Below are 16,577 nucleotides of genomic sequence, written 5' to 3' on the forward strand. Positions count from 1 at the left end.
AACAAGTCCCTTTTCGTTTTTTTAAAATACTAGTTTTACTTACATAACTAACAACAGACCCAGCATAGAAGAGGGTGGAATTAATGGATCAACAGAACCGCACAGAAGAGAATGGACAAGAGTCGAACGAACCGAATCAACGTGATCATGGACATGCTGCAGCAGACGGTGTTGATCCTTCAATCAATGCGTCCAGATCTAATCGATCGAACGGCAGTCGCGCGCAGAAAGAAGTATTCGAGTGGGTTAAAGCACTCGCAATTGCAGCTATACTAGTGCTTGTGATCCGATATTTCTTGTTTGCACCGTTCATTGTAGATGGCCCGTCGATGGAGCCAACCTTCTATACAGGGGAACGACTCATTGTAAACAAAGTGATTTATGATATTCGTGAACCGCATCATGGCGAAGTAGTCGTTTTTCATGTTCCCGATGAGGGAAGAGATTTTATTAAACGGGTTATTGGAGTGCCCGGCGATAAAGTCAAATATGAAGGCGATGATTTGTTTATTAATGACAAGAAGGTCGAAGAGCCGTATTTAAAGGAATCGATCGAGAATGCTAAAGCAAACGGTGAAATCTTCAACAACCAAGGAACAGACCGTAATTTCCCGAATGCTAATTTTACAACCGATGTTGTACCTGAAGGAATGATCCTTGCATTTGGTGATAATCGCCGCAACAGCAAGGACAGCCGGATGATCGGTTACGTATCGATGAAGGAGATCGTTGGCCGTGCGGATATCATTTTCTGGCCGATGGACAAAATTTCTTTCGTGAAACACAAATGAGGTGAAGTAGTTAGATGACAATTCAATGGTTCCCCGGCCATATGACGAGAGCGAGAAGGGAAATCCAAGAGAAGCTCAAGCTGATCGATATTGCGATTGAGCTGCTGGATGCCCGTGTACCGCTATCGAGCCGGAACCCGATGATTGATGATATTTTATTGAATAAACCAAGACTTATATTGCTGAACAAATCGGATTTGGCGGATGCGCGTACGACTGAGAAGTGGATGGCTTATTTTACGGACCTCGGTTATGCAAGCTTGGCTATCGACTCCTCCACGGGTACACGCGTCAATGAAATTCCGGTGAAGGTCAAGCAATTGCTCCATGAGAAGATCGAACGACAAATATCCAAAGGGATTACGCCGAGGGCCATTCGCGGACTCATCGTCGGAATTCCAAATGTGGGTAAGTCGACACTCATCAACCGTCTGGCTGGCCGTGCAATTGCGGCTACCGGAGATCGTCCGGGTGTGACGAAAGGCCAACAATGGATTAAAGTCGGCAAGGAAATGGAGCTGCTCGATACGCCGGGTATTCTATGGCCGAAGTTCGAGGACCAGCTCGTTGGCCAACGACTTGCCATGACAGGCGCGATTCGTGAACAGGTTCTGAACATCGAAGATGTAGCATTCTTCACGGTGAGAGAGCTGGCGAAACGCTACTGGCCGATGCTGTCGGAACGTTTCGGTTTGAAGGACCCTCCGAAGGATTATGAAGACAATGACGAAATCGTCCGTTTGATGGAGGATATCGGTCGCAAGCGTGGCTGCTTGATTAGCGGAGGCCGCGTTGATTTGGAGAAAACGTCCGGCATTATTTTGCGCGAGATGCGGGCAGGTAATATGGGCCGACTTTCGCTTGAAGCTCCGGAAGATTTTATGTAAGAGGCAGATTGTTGCATTCTGCTATTGGGACGGCTGCCTCTTGTATGTGAGGGAGCCGTTCGTTTTGTATATGGGGCTATACGGATAAGGGCAGAAGTGTGAATGGGGAGCGGATTGTAATGTTGGAGTTTGAGAAGCCGCTATGGGAGCAAGGCTATCGCAATATTGCCGGCATCGATGAGGTTGGGCGGGGTTGCTTGTTTGGTGATGTGGTGGCAGCTGCCGTTATTTTGCCGGAGGGTGTGATTCTTGATGGCGTCGATGATTCCAAGAAGCTGTCGGAGAAGAAACGTGAGGAGCTGTATGAGCTCATTATGGATCAGGCTGAAGCTTGGGCGGTATCTTGCGTGAATGCAGCAGTGGTTGATTCCATTAATATTAAGCAAGCTGCAAGACTTGCCATGAAACAAGCAGTAGAGCTGCTCGCTGTTCCGGCAGATTATTTGCTGGTGGATGCGGAGAAGGTGGATATTGACCTTCCGCAAGAGTCCATTATTAAAGGAGATGCAAGAAGCCAGTCTATCGCAGCTGCTTCGATTATTGCGAAGGTTACGCGGGACCGGCTATGCAAGGGAGAATGGGATCAGCTTTACCCCGAGTATGGGATTGCGATACATAAAGGTTATGCGACGAAGCTGCATCGGGAGAAGCTGCTGGAGCTCGGTCCCAGTCCGATGCACCGACAGAGCTTCCTCGGGAAGCTGTTTATGGAGCAGCAGGTGCTGTTTTAGTAATGCGCACAGATGAAGCAGAAAAAAGAGAACAAAAGCTGCGTTTTGACCGTTCGTTCCTATATAATTTGGGATGGACGTTTTTTTATTTGGGATCGTTAATCTGTGTCTCATCTGAGCCGATAATAACGATATAGATAGGATAACTAGGTAAGAGCGGTTCATGTGAGCCGATAATAACGAGTCTGTCAGGAAGGAAGCGGTCGCGTTATGTCATTATCGATCGGACAATTGATGAAGGGACTGCTTGGCGATGTGCAGCCCGGCGACAGTAAGGCATTAGAGCTTAAGGTCGGCCAAATTGTACGCGGCGTTCTAGTTAAGATGTTAAACGATCAGGAAGCGGTCATTCAAATAAATGGGACACAAGTACAAGCGAAATTGGAAACACCGCTGCAGCCAGGGCAATCGACCTTGCTTCAGGTGCAGCCGCAATCCGTCGATGGCACGCTTGTTCTAAAGCTAGTTGATCAGCAAACGGCAACTATGAATGAAGCGAGCTTAAAAGATTGGCTGAAAGCGTCAGGACTGCCTGAACAGAAATGGACGCAGGAGCTTGTGCGCGATTTGCGTCGTGAGGGCGGTACTCTGACTCACGAAACAGCGAGTCAATTTAAGCAGGCGCTGACTGCTATGCCGCAAGGCAGCGATGCGCAGGTTTGGGCGAAGGCGACCGCGCTCGCGAATAAGCGCGGGCTGCCGATGACAAGCGCGACGATCGGAGCGCTTGCACAGACGCTCTCCGGCACTCCGGCGCATACGCTGCTGGAGTCGCTGGAGCGGGGGCTTGCCGCTTGGAGCGGCGCGTCGTCCGCCGGCGATGCGGCGGGCGATGCCGCGCAGCCGCAGTCGGCGGCGCAAGAGGCTGCAGCGAAGCTGCAAACGCTGCTGCGCGAAGGCGCAGCGTTGATGCGCGCAGCGCCGGGCGGGGCCGAGGCGCAGCCGGCTTCGAGCGCCGAAGGCGCGCAAGGCGCCGGGGCGCAGCCGGCGCCGGGGCCGGCGGGAGCAGCGGGGTCCGCTGCTGCTCCCGTGCCCGCTGCGCGCAGCGCAGCGGGCGATGGCGCGGCGGCTGGCACAGCCGCGCCGAGCAGCGGAGGCGCAGCTGCCGCGAGCGCGCAGCCCGCGGCTCCGCCACCAACAGCCCCGCCAATCACGCCTGGCGGCGGGGCTGCCAAGTCGGCTTCGCCGGATGGCGCAGCCCACAATCATGCCGCAGACGCTGGCACTACAACCCCCTCGCCGCAGCCGGCTGGTTCATCCTCCAACTGGGTGGGCCAGATGATGAAATGGCTGGGCGTCGATCATGAGCGTCTGCTTGCAGCTGCAGTTACCGATGATCAGCAGCAAGCGGCGAAGCAGCCCGAGCTGCCAAAACAACCAATTGATCCTGCGATTCAAGCTGGTCAAGAAAACAAAGCTTCGGCGACTAGTCAGTCCCCTAAGGATAGCTTAGATCGGAATGTTGTTGTTGCAGGCTTGATCAATGATCGAGTTCAGGTGCAACAGGGAAACACGCCGCTTCCGAATGTGCTGCCTTCTACGGATTCTCTCGATTCCGTCAAGAACGCTGCCGATGATTCAATGAAGAGCGCATTAATGACGCTTGCTTCCACGGATGATGTGCCGCCGGCTCTTCGGGATACGGCGCAGCAACTCGTTTCCCATATTACCGGGCAGCAATTGCTGTTATCCCCGGAGAAAACCAGCTCGTTGTTGTCACATGTGACGATGTTTATTCCGATGCACAGTCAAGACGGAGGACAGACAGCCTCGGTACACATTCAAACAAGACGTGGCCGTAAAGGTGAACTCGATGCAGATAATTGCAGACTTCTATTTGATCTGCGCATGAAGTCGTTAGGTGATACTGTCGTAGATGTACAGGTCGTTAATAAAATCGTCAGTCTTAACTTATGGAATGATCATCCGATGGCAGGTTCACTTATAGAGACATCCCGTGCTGAGTTATCGGAAGCGCTGCAGCGTGCCGGATATCAACTGTTATCATTGAAAGCAACTCCGATGCCGGAAAGAATGGCGGAACGCATGAACACTTCGGAGGCAATGGCGGCAGGACCGGGTTCGACCGAGTGGTCGACGAAACCTTACAAGGGAGTAGACTATCGCGTATGAACGAGAAAGATAAGAAGGGACAAACCCAAGATAGCCTCATGCAGAATAAAAAAGCAGTTGCACTCAAATATGAGCCGGGAGAGCGCAACGCTCCGGTTGTTGTAGCCAAAGGCCGAGGTAAGATGGCGGAGGCTATTCTGGACAAAGCAGCTGAGAGCGGGGTACCGATTCAACAGGATTCCTCTCTTGTCGAAGTGCTGTCAAAGCTCGATTTGGATCAAGAAGTGCCGCCGGAGCTATATACACTGGTTGCGGAAATATTGTCGTTTGTTTATCGATCGGATCGTAAAGCGGGAGGAAGCAAAGATTGAAAGCAGATAACCGAACATCCAGAACCGATACGAGACAAGCGATTGGCAAGTTTGGCGAAGAGGAAGCCGCTAGATACCTGAAAGAGCAGGGGTATACGATCATACATCGGAATTGGCGTTGTCGTATGGGCGAATTGGACATTGTAGCGAAATCGGAATCCCTACTAATCATAGTCGAGGTGCGGACACGCAGAGCTGGCGGCAGGTTTGGCACAGCTGTGGAATCGGTCGATATACGGAAACAACTGAAAGTCAGGTCCATAACAGAGGTGTACCTGTCCATGAATAAGCTTCAGCATCCTGCGATCCGCTTTGATGTCATTGCAATTACCGCAGCTGTTCGGGTAGAATCACTCGAACCTTATCAAATTACCGAACTTAAACATATTGAATCCGCGTTCTAATTTCACTTCACACATAACTGAAAGCTGCGTTTGATACAACGTCGGTTTTTTAGCTTCTGGTACGGTAGTTCTGTACCTCCGTGATGAGTGTACTTTGTCGTCGCATTCCTACGCTAACGGTTGTGACAGTGGTAATTTGGCATAAATTAGCCCTATTTATTTTCTAACGGTTGCCCGCGAGCTTATTTGAACGTTTTCCCCTTGGAATCGACCCATTTGTTGTAAATAACGTCTGTCGCAACCGTTAGATTTTCAAAAAGGCTTATTTGTATGAAATAGCCACGCTGGCAACCGTTAAAATATTATTCATGATGTATAGACAACAATGTGGCTGTCCGAGAAAGTCTCGCCTTACCGAACGACAGACCGTGAGGGATACCGCAGCACTACGCTTCGGATCCGAAACATGTGCATCCTGCTCGATGCTGCAGAAATGCACAAGATTGCGCAACAAGCGAAAGATTGTTACCGGCATAGTTGGGAGGACAGCAAAGAGCAAGTCCGGCGAACCGCAGATTGCCCACCACCCGGAAAGGAGGGCTTAGGAGGGGGAATTCTCCCTCCTAAGCCCATATACTGAACCTGAAACTAAAAAGAGAAACCTGCCGTTATTGAAAAACGTGGTTTTCTCTACATTCTGATGACCTCAGGCTATCTCTTTCTTGTATTTACGCCTACAACGCATGAAGCTTTCGATCCAGACTCCGATAACCGATCGCCTCAGCGACATGCTGGCTATCAACGAGATCGCTTGAATCCAAGTCAGCAATCGTTCGTGAAAGCTTTAGTATCCGATCATGCGCACGTAAGCTGACGCCAAGTGTATCGAAAGCTACACGAAGCAGTTGTTCAGCTTCTCGTGTTAAATGAACGGCCTTTCGAAGCGACACACCGGCCAATTCGGCAAACGAACGACCGGTAAGGCTACCTGCTGTTCGAGCCTGCTGGCGCTCAGCTGCCGCAAGTACAATATCTCTCATTTGAGCAGATGTCATGCCGCTTGTCAGACCCTCGGTAGTCGGTGGTCGGGGTACTTCAATATGCATATCAATACGGTCCAGAAGCGGGCCGGAAATCTTCGCTCGGTATCGTGCGAGTACTACCTCGCTGCATACGCAGCGGTTCTCGTCAGTCTCATGTCCGTAGTAGCCGCATGGGCATGGATTCATAGACGCGGCAAGAAGAAAGGAAGCCGGAAATCGGAATACAGCGCGTGATCTGGCTATCGTTACTTCCCGATCCTCGAGCGGCTGCCTAAGCACTTCCAGTGATGCGCGTGAAAATTCAGGGAGTTCATCAAGAAACAACAGCCCTCGATGGGCAAGTGTAACTTCGCCCGGTCTTGGAATAGATCCGCCTCCAATTAAACCGGCTGATGAGATTGTTATTAAAAGGGTGTACACTCTAAACCCTTGTATTATAAGGGTTTTTCTTTTTGTTGCCAAACCTTATATTTAAATAGAACCCCACATCAAGCGGATTATCTTATTTGATAATTTATTTATCTGTGGTTTTATTTAGAAAGAGATTATGAACAATTGTGCATTAGTGGTAGGCGCATGAATAAATTACCGCAACTTTACTCGCATCGAGGGTTTATAATGGAATTGGGTGATGATAATGTTTATTTCTCCAATGTTGCTGCAGTACGCTCCAAACAACAGAGCATATGACAAACGAAATCATATCGCTGAGATGAAGTTTGATGGCATCCGATTGATTGTATCGAACATGGATGAACTGAAGCTTTATACTCGGCACAATAATGATGTAACTGCAAAGTTTCAAGAACTGCATAATCCACCATTCCCACAAGGAACAATACTTGATGGAGAACTGGTTGTAATTGATAAACAAGGTAAGCCGGATTTCGAAGAGATGATGTCTCGATTTCAATCAAAGTCTAATAAAACGAGGGTCACTTTTTGTGCCTTTGACATCCTTAGGTATCGAGGGATAGACGTAACGGGGTTGCCACTTTCACGTAGGAAAGAGCTTCTGGCTGAAGCCTTTCGAGATAATGAGTATTATACGAAGGTTCAAATGTCCAATGGTAGCATCGTGGATTATTTCGAAGCTGTACAGCTGCATGGGCTTGAAGGCATCGTAATCAAGGATCTGAATTCAAGGTATAAGGTTGATACTAGGTCACCATCATGGCAGAAGGTAATCAACTGGACTGAGGCTGAGGTTTTCCTGACCGGATATAAGAAGAATGAGTTCGGCTGGTTAACTTCAATTGAAGATAACGGACGTATCCGGCCTGCTGGAATTATTGAGTTTGGAGTGAATGATGACCATAAGAAGGCATTCCGAAGTGTCGTTGAAAAACTCGCCTACAAAGACGATAAGGATTTCGTTCACTTACAGCCGGTTATCAAGGCCCGGGTTAAAACAAGGAACTGGACGAAGAATGGTATGTTGCGGTCACCGGTATTCATGGAATTCATTCTTTGATCATTGATTTAAGAACATTCGTTCGTATATAATTGCCTTACGAGGTGAGCGAACGTGAGTGAGATTAAGGTAGCATCAAAAGAAGAACTGGAAATGATCCGCGACAGCTGCCTGCTCCCGATGCTTATGGACGTCGTTGAAAGGCAACGTAAGAAGATGGAGTATACCTCGATGCCACTGAAGGCATTGTTTCTCGCATCGGTTTCAGGGCTGCTTGATTTAATCCATTCGGATCTTGTTGAGATAAGAAGAAAACTTAAACAAGCGGATATTAAGGTGTGGGAGTTGCCTGAAAAAACAAGTAACGCCGCGATATGGTACCGTTACAAATGTCGTGGATACCAGAACGATTTTGGTATTATGCATTTTGTAATTATATCGGATCTCCAAATTAAGCTTGGAAAGTATGCTACGCGAGTGGAGAATGCATTTAATTGAGGTTAATGCGTGAAGTGGTCAAGACGGAGTTCTCCGTAAGGTTTAATCAGTATATCGCCAAGGTGTTCAAATAAAAAACGCTGCTATCCAGTATGGTTCTGGAAGCGGCGTTTTAGCTTTCTAAGAAATTAATCTTTCGATTTCATCTAGTGTTGAAAGAGCTCCTTCATGAATACCTTTAAGTGTTGGAAGGACTTGAAGATTGTACTCGTCAAATGTAAAGTCCACCCAAATTGTGACATCTGAATAGATGATTTCAGGAGGTGGAGATTTAAAGTTGACCTCTTCACCACCAAGTTTTATTGGACTACCACTGAAATCCTCGAAAACAACATTTGTAATAGTGGCACCTGAAGTAGTAACGAGATGTTTTATCTCAGTTTTTTCTTTTCGGGTTTGGGGTACTAGACGTTCATGCTTATTTTTATTTACTAAGTTTCTAAGTTGATAGAGCCATGAGTCCTTTTGGAGCATTTCAGTATAGCGCTGGTGACTTTCAAATAAGTCCACTAGAGCTTTGTTATTATTTTTTAAATCTTTGAAAACATCACGTAGTGCTCGTTGAAACCCACTCTTGTCTTGCTTAATTGGGAAGTAAACTTGAATATGTTTCTTCATCGAACTAGGAAATTTAGATTCACAGTAAATGGAAAAGATTTGAAAAGCTGCGTAATCTAAAGCAGAACGTACGTCTTCTAGGAAGTGCTTTATTTTTAGTTTGAGGACTGGGGAGACTTCTTTTTCAAGAAGCGATTCACCGTAAAACCTTTCAATGATCTGGTACTGCTCTTTTGCATCATCAAGAAGGAATTTTGCATCTGCTAAAGAAGACATTTAACTGAGCACCTCCGAAAATTTTATTGGGTATATGGTATCACTTTTGGTTATAACTGTAAAATGATTGGGAGGATTTAAATTATGGATGAAGAAGATGAGCCGATTGAAACTTTAGTTGACGATAATTACAATCAGGTTCAAGTCTTCGATGGATTTATTATATTGAACTCTGATCTTATAATACAGGCTGATCAAATTGGAGACATTATAGAACTGCTTGACCAGGCTCGTGAAAAGCTAGCAAAGAAATAAATCAAGTTTTGCGCTTAAGAGCGCGAGTGAAAAGCGGCCTACCGGATATAGAACCGGCAGACCGCTTTTGTGTAATACATATCGTTGATTTTGACAGCATGCTCGTTCACTTCCTGGATCAGGCCGCCATAGTCGGCAACTTCACCATCTTCATACATTACGATAACCGGCAGATTATCTAGAATGGCAACAATAAGTTGCGCATCCGTAACAAGCCGCTTGCGTGTAGGTCGACCCATTTGCGTTATCCTCCTCTAGATGACTAAATAGTACTTTCGACATAATAGAGGAAATTCCTTCCTATTTGTCGAAGTTACATTTAAAGGAGATGATCGAACTAATGAGAACCGAAGATGCTTTGATTATTAAAGGTGGCACTATAAGTCACACAGATCAATGCTTTATTTGTGAGAAGAAAATCGAATGGTATGCTATATTCGACAATGAGGAACATTCCCTACAAAACCATCTGCAATTAGGCGAGGTAATTGCAGAAAACAATAACGTATCTGAAGGACGCAACTTGTGGGCAGATGTTTCGATTAAGGTCAATTGCAAGCATTGTGGAATCAGAAATAAATTCAAAGGGATTAAGGTTAAATTAAAATAGAAGTCTCTCTCTTACCTTCCTTGAAGCTTAAATCATCTTGCCCTCGGCTATATGCCGGGGGCTTTTTTTGTTGTCCACGCATCATTTAGCACCTTTCGCATATATAAATCATAAGCTGCGTTTGAACGCGTAGCAGAAGACGCAGCTTCAGATTCATTGTCCGTGGCAATGTAAACATGATGATTACAAATCCCAGAACTGACTAGCCCTGACGGAAGAATCCACTTCCTGAAGGGCTTTTATTATTTTCTGGATTGTCTGCAAATTTGGATGGTAGCTCGGGTTGTTACACAAAGAAGTAATTGTATTTTTGCTATACCCCGCTTTATCCTCTAACCACGATTGCTTAATGCCTCGGTCATCGATCCATTTACCTAACTTTGTTCTTGGTTTGCCAATCCCCATCTTCTTTTACCCTCCACACTGCTTTGCTTTGATGTTACAAGGTTGGACAAGAAGCGCAGAAAATATACCTAAAAGGCTAAGTCGACTTGGAAACATGAACAAGCATTCGACATAACATAGGCGTATACCCAGATGATTACAGGAGGTGTACACCATGAAATCAGTGATTACATTTAGGCTACGTAAGGAACTAGACGCTGATCTCATCGCTTTAGGAGTTGAAGAAAACGCGCTGCCAGAATTGTGCCGCAATGGACTTAGGCTCATGCTCGGTATTCAAACAGCTAAGCAAGTGGAAGTAAAAGAAAGGCCGATTATCACACAGCAGGCGAAACAGCAAAAGCAATTACCTGGAGCATCGGTTGTATTCAGACCAAAGAAAGGGATGGCATAAATGAAAGTCACCATGAACGGCAGGGATTTACGCGAAAGGATGGATTTGCTTGCACAACGAGAAGAGCAATGTTTCAAGGTTGTTGAATCGGCGGGTGTTGTTATCATTGGGGCTGTCGTGCTCGTTTGTTTGTCTCTCCTACTTGACTACTTTACCGGCTTACATCTTGATTACAGCCCGAATAGGGTCATCGATGCTTTTAAGACGTTTAGATAGGAGGGCTACTAAGTGAGCACACTTTCAGCACGTCCCTATGGATTCAACGTTGATTTGCGAAATCCTGCAATTCCAGCAACTGTGTTAATGCCTGTTAACACCCGATTACAGAACGGTATCCGCATAGTCATAGAACATGTAAGCCGCCACAAGGTCATTTACCGTATCGGTGCATTAACGCTCACCATGCTCTTTGCAAGCGGATTAGAGCATGTGTTTGCTGATCCGGTTGATGGTATATCAGCCGTAGGCGATTCACAAGGCATTGATGCAGGAGCAAATAAGATTTATACGAAGCTGGTCAGTGTGGGTAAATGGGTCATCATCATTAAAGGAGCATTTGATACAATTAGCAGTACGGTTCAAGGCGATTTTATAGCTGCAAGGAAATCCGGTCTATCCTACATGCTTGTGTATGTCATCCTTTTAGGACTGCCGTGGGCATTTACTCAAATAGAAGGACTGTTCGAGGGGATGTGATGCTATGCCGATGAAATTTCGCATCACTTCTAAGTTTGGTGAAGTCCAAGAAATCCGAAATTACCGGCCACATACAGGATTGGACTTGGCGATGGACCGAGGAACAGAGTTACACAGCATAGCAAACGGAGTTATAGAGCGTGTGTTGTACAATCACAAAAGTTTGGGTAACGCGGTGTATGTTAGGACAGCTAACGGTGATTTACACCTTTACGGACATTTAGATCAGATTGCCGTCCATAAAGGCGATATTATAACGACAGGGAAACTGCTTGGTTTCGCAGGGTCCACAGGGCACAGCACAGGGAGTCACCTTCATTTTGCATTGATTCACAATGGTCACTACGCTGACCCTTCTCACCTGACTGCAGCACTCCAACACTATTCTGGTGAGATTGCAGGGCCTTCCATATTAGGTGTGCAAGGTCCTGCCTCATGGATTGGCCGCAAAGTAGCTAAACATGTAGCCGATGCAGAGGACCATGTGATTCACAGCTTCACAAAGCATGTGCTCCATTTCTTATATGAAACGTCACTTGCAGTAGTGGAGCTTAGTTATGGTGTTGCCCTTATTGGAACTGCGGTATTCATCATACTCGGCTGTATGGGTCTTAAAAACGGGTACAGATGGGCAGGAGTTACATTTGGGGTTTACTCGCTTATTCGCTTGTTTGGGAGGGTCTAATCATGAAATTCTCTAAAGTCCTGCAAGTGGTGCAGCCGGATTATGCTTTCCTCCGAATTAAGCCGAACAATGCGGTACGAAACCAAGGGACAGATAAAATCGCAAGAGCTATTGCGGGACTGTACAAAAGCGCTTTAATGAATATCAAAATAGAAGAACATCAACTGCTTAAGATGTTTGGTAAGGAGTTTGTATTTGGAACGCAGTATCGTTACACCTTACCTGCCAAAGTTGCTTATTTCGTTTATATGGAACGACGCAAGGTTGAATTTTATTTCATCGTCCCTAGGCACCACCTTTCCTATTTGCAAGAGAAGATGAGCGATGTATGGGGAGCTGTGACGATAGAAGAAGTTGAAGAGCTGCCGCAGTTTGGAACTAAATCAACACGCTATGAACTTCAATATCAAAAGGAAGATCCTCTTAGTTTGAAGGCAGATCATCGTAGCAACGAACTGCTCAATTCTAATCTAAACGCCGTAGAGATGTTGGAGGAAGGTGATAAGCTTGGCGTATTCTATAACTTTATTCCCGGATCTCAAATCAGTTGGAAACACTTATATAAGGCCACAATCGACAAGGTACACAAGCGGCTTCCGGTGGAACGTAATAAACTAGGGTCCATGTATGCCTTCAAATACATTTTAGCCGCAGGAAATGCCGTGTTTAAAGAGATAGCTGAGACACTAGGAGGTGGGCATAAGGCGGCTCGTACATCAGGTAACACAAATATACTTGATAGCCTTGTGGAACGCCTAAATGGGGCACGTAGAGTGTCGGAAAACACCGCAAAGAAAGCTAATAGCGTGATAATTGATACTCAAATCATTGTTCTATCTGAAAGTGACAACATTGGGCGGCAACGGAACGCTGCCCGAAGCCTAGCGCAGTCGTTTGATAGTGTTTCTGAAGATAACCAGTTAACATATAAGCCGTTCAGAAAGCATTTTAAAATGACGGATCGTGATGTTCGAGCTGGTAAGAACAAAATCGGTGATGCAGAAGCTCAGAACTTCATATCACTACCTGGTCGCGACTTACTTGGACGGTACAACTTCATGGAGAGGATTGGAACGCAGGAAACAGAAGTCCCGGATGATTTAAAGCAAGGAACTCTATGCATCGGGGAAAACATCTACAGAGGGAATATCCAACCGGCTTACCTTTCAACAGACAGCGAGTACAAGAATCTTTTACTTGTGTTGATCGGCCCAACGAGGGCAGGGAAATCCGCTCTTATTGCCAATCTTGGTAAGGATGCAATATCTAATGGAGAGTGCATGGTTATCTTTGATTACATTAAGAATTGCGAATTAAGTAGCGAAATAGCCCAACAATTTCCGAAAGAAAAAGTGCTTAACATAGAATGTGGGGATTTTAAAAAATTGCAGGGGTTGGGGTATAACGAAATAGGTAAGAGTGGCGATCCTCTGCAGCAGTATGACAATGCAAAACGAACCGCTATGCAAATACTCACGTTGGTCGATTCGATTGCAACCAATGATTCTCCGCTTACGCCAAAAATGAAGCGATATTTAGAAAGTGCTTCTGTTGTAGTGTCGTTATCGGGAGGAAGTATCAGAGATGTGTTCCGCGTATTGCAGGACGATAAAGAAAGGGAATCGTTCATTAACAAAATTCCAAAGGCACAGGAAGAGTATTTAAGTGAAATTGTCAGCAGTTTGTATGAACTGGATGAATGGGATAAAAAACATACGCATGTTATAGGAACAAAAGAAGGATTGATTAGCGGCATCATTGACCGTATGAACGAGTTGAAACGGAATACCTATCTGGAGTTGATGTTGAAAAAGGGTATGTCCGGCAATGTTGATTTGGTAAAGGAAATGCAAAAGAATCAACTTATCTGCATTCGGATGCCTGAATGGGCATACCCAACAGATGGTGAGCGTGATGTAATTTGCACATACTGGATGACTAAATTATGGCTGGCTCTTCAGATTCGTGGTCATCAGATACCGGATCGAAGTAAGGCAACAAAAGTAAACATCGTTATTGATGAGTTGTACCAGGTCAGAACAACGGAAAAGTTGCTTTCAGAGAAGTTAAGCCGGCTTGCCAAATTTGGAGCGAAGCCGATTATATCTGCCCATTATATGAACCAGATAAGTGGGATACGTAGCGAACTCCGATCTGCTAATGCGAGCTACATGCTAATTAGCGGCTGTGACAAACGAAATTTCGAGGAATTGAAAAGCGAACTCTATCCATACGAGGAAGAGGATTTACTAAAGTTGCCGCGTTTCCATTCGCTCAACCTGATCAAGAACAAAGACGGATATGCGCGTTTCATCACTAAGCTGCCTAAACCTATATAGGAAAGCGAATTTATCTATTATTATTTCTACAGAATATATGACTTTGGACTCAATACAAAAGCTCTATTAATAAAATCATGATTCAGAACAAGGCTGTTGGTTAATCCCGCAGCTCTTTCTTTTTATTCACCATAGTTCCCCATAGTTCTACATACCTAATGATCGACTGAAATGGTATAATAATGTCATTGGTAATTAGATAATATTGGATGGCATAGTACCGATAGCTAAAGAGGCCAGTATCGAATAAATGTCTGATTTTAATGGGAGGAATCATGAAACTTACTTATGATATTTTTGATTTAATATCACTAACGAGAAAGTCTCAAGGCCATGAACTTCAACCTAATGAATATATAGTTAATACAAGGTTAAAGGACAATGAATTATCAGTTGAAACTCGTCTTTTTCAAGAAAGTGATCCAATAGTTGGGGATATCGTATGTTTGCATAATCGGGACTATGTTTATATTGATGGGTTTACAGGCGGGAAATATAGAGCTGTTCAATTAACGAAAGACGGACTTTCAAGAGACAACAGAACTTCCTTTCGTTATTTAACCATTGAAAATGCGAATAGGATGACAATAATTAAAAGAGGTGTTCCAAGAGACAGATTTCTTTCAAATTTATTACGATGAAAAACTGAATTTAATGGAGAGTCATAAAACTAAGAGTTGCTTGAGAAGGGGGAGCATTTTTATTTATGAGCACCCATTTTAACAAAGAATTATTTGCTGAACTTCTGGAAGTTGCCAAGGGTACAAGGACAATGAGCCAATTTGGCTTACGATCTGGTGTTAGATCTACTCATATATCTAGTCTAATTCGTCAGCTTTCTGACACTCCGCCAACCCCATCAACAATCCAAAGACTTGCCGGAGTAGCATACAATGGAATAACTTTTAAACAGTTAATGATAGCAGCTGGACATATTCAAAAGAATGAGACTGAGTTGGAATTTGATATTGGGATTCAAGCAATGATAGCTGCAAAGAGAGAATTAAGTCCATCTGAGTATGATGAACTGGTCGTTTTCGTAAAAAGGATGGCATTGGTACTGAAGACTGAAAAATTTAATTAAAACGGAGATTTTTTAAAATGATAATGCAAATACTGGGTGTCATATCTGCCGTATTTTCTTTACTTAGTTTTGGTCTTGGTATCTATTCATTCTTTGCACGAGAAGATTTTTCTGAAGGTGTTGGTGCAGGTTTCACAAAATCAGGGCCATTTACTTGGTTCTTTGTTTATGGATTAGTCTCGTTAGTGCTTTTAAAAGATTGGTTTTAATAGAGGAAGGAGAAATGAGATGAGTAAATTATTTCTTGTTGTTCTGTTTTTGTTCATCTTTACTGCATGTTCAAATAATACAACTGAAACCGCATCTAGCACTAAAGTAGCCGAATTGGAGAAGAAAGCTATCGAGTTAGGGAATAAATATAACGCACTTATGAACTGGGAAGAAAAACTTGATGATGCCCTTACAATTCAACTTCAGCATGAACTTACTGATGAAACAGTATTGTTTAGAAGTGTGGACTTAGAAGATGTCTTTGTAGAACATGGAGCAACTTATGCTAAATTCGATACTTATTCAGGCATATACTTAACTTTGAAATTAGCTAATGATGAGCAATTAAACAGGTTGATTGAGGCTCATACTAATTATGATTCAATTACTTTGGTAGCTAAAGTTAAATACATCAGTGCCCCAATGTTTTCCCTATCTTCAGGTAACGCCTCTGAAGATTACACGCCAGTAGAGGTTAGCACCGATACAACATCTTGGGTCGAAGGCAATCTGCTTGATTTTATTCAGGATTAACTATGGATGAACTATCAATTTATTCTAGATGTAATTATCAATGTTATAGTCTCAGCATTGATTTTTGTTGGTTTAAATAGAGTGATATTTAAAAAGAAACTAAAATCTAATTCATAAAGATGGGAGATAAACTTAAACATGAAATCATTTTTCAATAGTTGGTTCGTCAAATATCTAGTTCTTTTCTTACTTGCAGCAGTACTAATAGTTGGATACAAACAGGTTTTTGACCGTTATGAGTACTTTGATAGTTCTGATCATACTATTAAAATCGATAAGAGGACAGGAGAGTTATATCAGTTTAAACCTAATGCACCCGATAAAGACGATTGGGTATTGATTACTGGACAGTGAATAAAATACTAGTTTTAAATTCATC

General features: G+C 44.4%; 23 protein-coding genes. 19 read left to right on the top strand and 4 right to left on the bottom strand.

Features of this window, described 5'->3' with window-relative positions; genetic code table 11:
• Window positions 1-83: 83 nt before the first annotated feature.
• The 6 genes from lepB to AC0YNS_RS02535 all read left to right on the top strand — a co-directional run bounded on the left by lepB (window position 84) and on the right by AC0YNS_RS02535 (window position 5,257).
• Window positions 84-791, top strand: a complete 708-nt coding sequence (gene lepB, locus AC0YNS_RS02510; protein ID WP_475779456.1) for a signal peptidase I — start codon at window positions 84-86, stop codon at window positions 789-791.
• Window positions 792-805: 14 nt separating this feature from the next.
• Window positions 806-1,678, top strand: coding sequence for a ribosome biogenesis GTPase YlqF (gene ylqF / locus AC0YNS_RS02515; protein ID WP_475779457.1), 873 nt, complete (start codon window positions 806-808; stop codon window positions 1,676-1,678).
• Between the two features lie 119 nt (window positions 1,679-1,797).
• A complete protein-coding gene (locus AC0YNS_RS02520; protein ID WP_475779458.1) occupies window positions 1,798-2,409 on the top strand; it encodes a ribonuclease HII in 612 nt (203 codons plus the stop codon).
• Window positions 2,410-2,619: 210 nt separating this feature from the next.
• On the top strand, window positions 2,620-4,542 hold the full coding sequence (gene fliK, locus AC0YNS_RS02525) for a flagellar hook-length control protein FliK (RefSeq protein WP_475779459.1): 1,923 nt from the start codon (window positions 2,620-2,622) through the stop codon (window positions 4,540-4,542).
• On the top strand, window positions 4,539-4,853 hold the full coding sequence (locus tag AC0YNS_RS02530; RefSeq protein WP_475779460.1) for an EscU/YscU/HrcU family type III secretion system export apparatus switch protein: 315 nt from the start codon (window positions 4,539-4,541) through the stop codon (window positions 4,851-4,853). The genes fliK and AC0YNS_RS02530 overlap by 4 nt, the downstream gene beginning before the upstream one ends.
• Window positions 4,850-5,257 carry a YraN family protein gene (locus AC0YNS_RS02535; RefSeq protein WP_475779461.1) on the top strand — a complete coding sequence of 136 codons (408 nt, stop codon included), beginning with the start codon at window positions 4,850-4,852 and terminating at the stop codon, window positions 5,255-5,257. Before AC0YNS_RS02530 ends, AC0YNS_RS02535 begins: the two co-directional genes overlap by 4 nt.
• 674 nt (window positions 5,258-5,931) lie before the next feature.
• On the opposite strand, the gene AC0YNS_RS02540 is transcribed toward AC0YNS_RS02535, so the two are convergent.
• The gene (locus tag AC0YNS_RS02540; RefSeq protein ID WP_475779462.1) at window positions 5,932-6,660 is read right to left on the bottom strand and encodes an ATP-binding protein; all 729 of its coding nucleotides are present in this window, start codon (window positions 6,658-6,660) and stop codon (window positions 5,932-5,934) included.
• 217 nt (window positions 6,661-6,877) lie between these two features.
• Here AC0YNS_RS02540 and AC0YNS_RS02545 point away from each other — a divergent pair, with 217 nt between their 5' ends.
• Both AC0YNS_RS02545 and AC0YNS_RS02550 read left to right on the top strand, forming a co-directional pair.
• A complete protein-coding gene (locus AC0YNS_RS02545) occupies window positions 6,878-7,714 on the top strand; it encodes an ATP-dependent DNA ligase (RefSeq protein ID WP_475779463.1) in 837 nt (278 codons plus the stop codon).
• Window positions 7,715-7,768: 54 nt separating this feature from the next.
• Entirely contained in the window at window positions 7,769-8,152 is a 384-nt protein-coding gene (locus AC0YNS_RS02550; protein ID WP_475779464.1) for a YhjD family protein, read from the top strand.
• 120 nt (window positions 8,153-8,272) lie between these two features.
• Here the strand turns inward: AC0YNS_RS02550 and AC0YNS_RS02555 are convergent, their stop codons facing one another.
• Complete coding sequence (locus tag AC0YNS_RS02555) at window positions 8,273-8,986, bottom strand: hypothetical protein (RefSeq protein ID WP_475779465.1); 714 nt, start codon at window positions 8,984-8,986, stop codon at window positions 8,273-8,275.
• 84 nt (window positions 8,987-9,070) lie between these two features.
• Between AC0YNS_RS02555 and AC0YNS_RS02560 the strand changes: the two genes are divergently transcribed.
• Window positions 9,071-9,241 (top strand): hypothetical protein, encoded by a 171-nt coding sequence (locus tag AC0YNS_RS02560; RefSeq protein WP_475779466.1) that lies wholly within the window; start codon window positions 9,071-9,073, stop codon window positions 9,239-9,241.
• Window positions 9,242-9,279: 38 nt separating this feature from the next.
• Here the strand turns inward: AC0YNS_RS02560 and AC0YNS_RS02565 are convergent, their stop codons facing one another.
• Complete coding sequence (locus tag AC0YNS_RS02565; RefSeq protein ID WP_475779467.1) at window positions 9,280-9,480, bottom strand: hypothetical protein; 201 nt, start codon at window positions 9,478-9,480, stop codon at window positions 9,280-9,282.
• Between the two features lie 101 nt (window positions 9,481-9,581).
• On the opposite strand from AC0YNS_RS02565, the gene AC0YNS_RS02570 reads away from it, so the two are divergent.
• On the top strand, window positions 9,582-9,851 hold the full coding sequence (locus AC0YNS_RS02570) for a hypothetical protein (RefSeq protein ID WP_475779468.1): 270 nt from the start codon (window positions 9,582-9,584) through the stop codon (window positions 9,849-9,851).
• Between the two features lie 183 nt (window positions 9,852-10,034).
• Here AC0YNS_RS02570 and AC0YNS_RS02575 read toward each other — a convergent pair whose 3' ends face one another.
• A complete protein-coding gene (locus tag AC0YNS_RS02575; protein WP_475779469.1) occupies window positions 10,035-10,256 on the bottom strand; it encodes a helix-turn-helix domain-containing protein in 222 nt (73 codons plus the stop codon).
• A 154-nt stretch (window positions 10,257-10,410) separates the two neighbouring features.
• On the opposite strand from AC0YNS_RS02575, the gene AC0YNS_RS02580 reads away from it, so the two are divergent.
• From AC0YNS_RS02580 to AC0YNS_RS02620, 9 genes are all read left to right on the top strand, one after another.
• The gene (locus AC0YNS_RS02580) at window positions 10,411-10,650 is read left to right on the top strand and encodes a hypothetical protein (RefSeq protein WP_475779470.1); all 240 of its coding nucleotides are present in this window, start codon (window positions 10,411-10,413) and stop codon (window positions 10,648-10,650) included.
• Window positions 10,651-10,866 (top strand): hypothetical protein, encoded by a 216-nt coding sequence (locus AC0YNS_RS02585; protein ID WP_475779471.1) that lies wholly within the window; start codon window positions 10,651-10,653, stop codon window positions 10,864-10,866.
• A gap of 12 nt (window positions 10,867-10,878) precedes the next feature.
• Window positions 10,879-11,346 carry a hypothetical protein gene (locus tag AC0YNS_RS02590; protein ID WP_475779472.1) on the top strand — a complete coding sequence of 156 codons (468 nt, stop codon included), beginning with the start codon at window positions 10,879-10,881 and terminating at the stop codon, window positions 11,344-11,346.
• Window positions 11,347-11,350: 4 nt separating this feature from the next.
• Window positions 11,351-12,031, top strand: coding sequence for a M23 family metallopeptidase (locus tag AC0YNS_RS02595; protein WP_475779473.1), 681 nt, complete (start codon window positions 11,351-11,353; stop codon window positions 12,029-12,031).
• Window positions 12,032-12,033: 2 nt separating this feature from the next.
• On the top strand, window positions 12,034-14,370 hold the full coding sequence (locus AC0YNS_RS02600) for a type IV secretory system conjugative DNA transfer family protein (RefSeq protein WP_475779474.1): 2,337 nt from the start codon (window positions 12,034-12,036) through the stop codon (window positions 14,368-14,370).
• Window positions 14,371-14,645: 275 nt separating this feature from the next.
• Window positions 14,646-15,011 (top strand): hypothetical protein, encoded by a 366-nt coding sequence (locus AC0YNS_RS02605; protein ID WP_475779475.1) that lies wholly within the window; start codon window positions 14,646-14,648, stop codon window positions 15,009-15,011.
• Between the two features lie 65 nt (window positions 15,012-15,076).
• Window positions 15,077-15,454: a hypothetical protein gene (locus AC0YNS_RS02610; protein WP_475779476.1), complete on the top strand. Its 378-nt coding sequence runs from the start codon at window positions 15,077-15,079 to the stop codon at window positions 15,452-15,454.
• Between the two features lie 17 nt (window positions 15,455-15,471).
• Window positions 15,472-15,663, top strand: a complete 192-nt coding sequence (locus AC0YNS_RS02615) for a hypothetical protein (RefSeq protein WP_475779477.1) — start codon at window positions 15,472-15,474, stop codon at window positions 15,661-15,663.
• A 19-nt stretch (window positions 15,664-15,682) separates the two neighbouring features.
• Window positions 15,683-16,198, top strand: coding sequence for a hypothetical protein (locus tag AC0YNS_RS02620; protein WP_475779478.1), 516 nt, complete (start codon window positions 15,683-15,685; stop codon window positions 16,196-16,198).
• Window positions 16,199-16,577 lie beyond the last annotated feature (379 nt).

It is taken from the genome of Paenibacillus sp. J22FR21 (assembly GCF_056269135.1).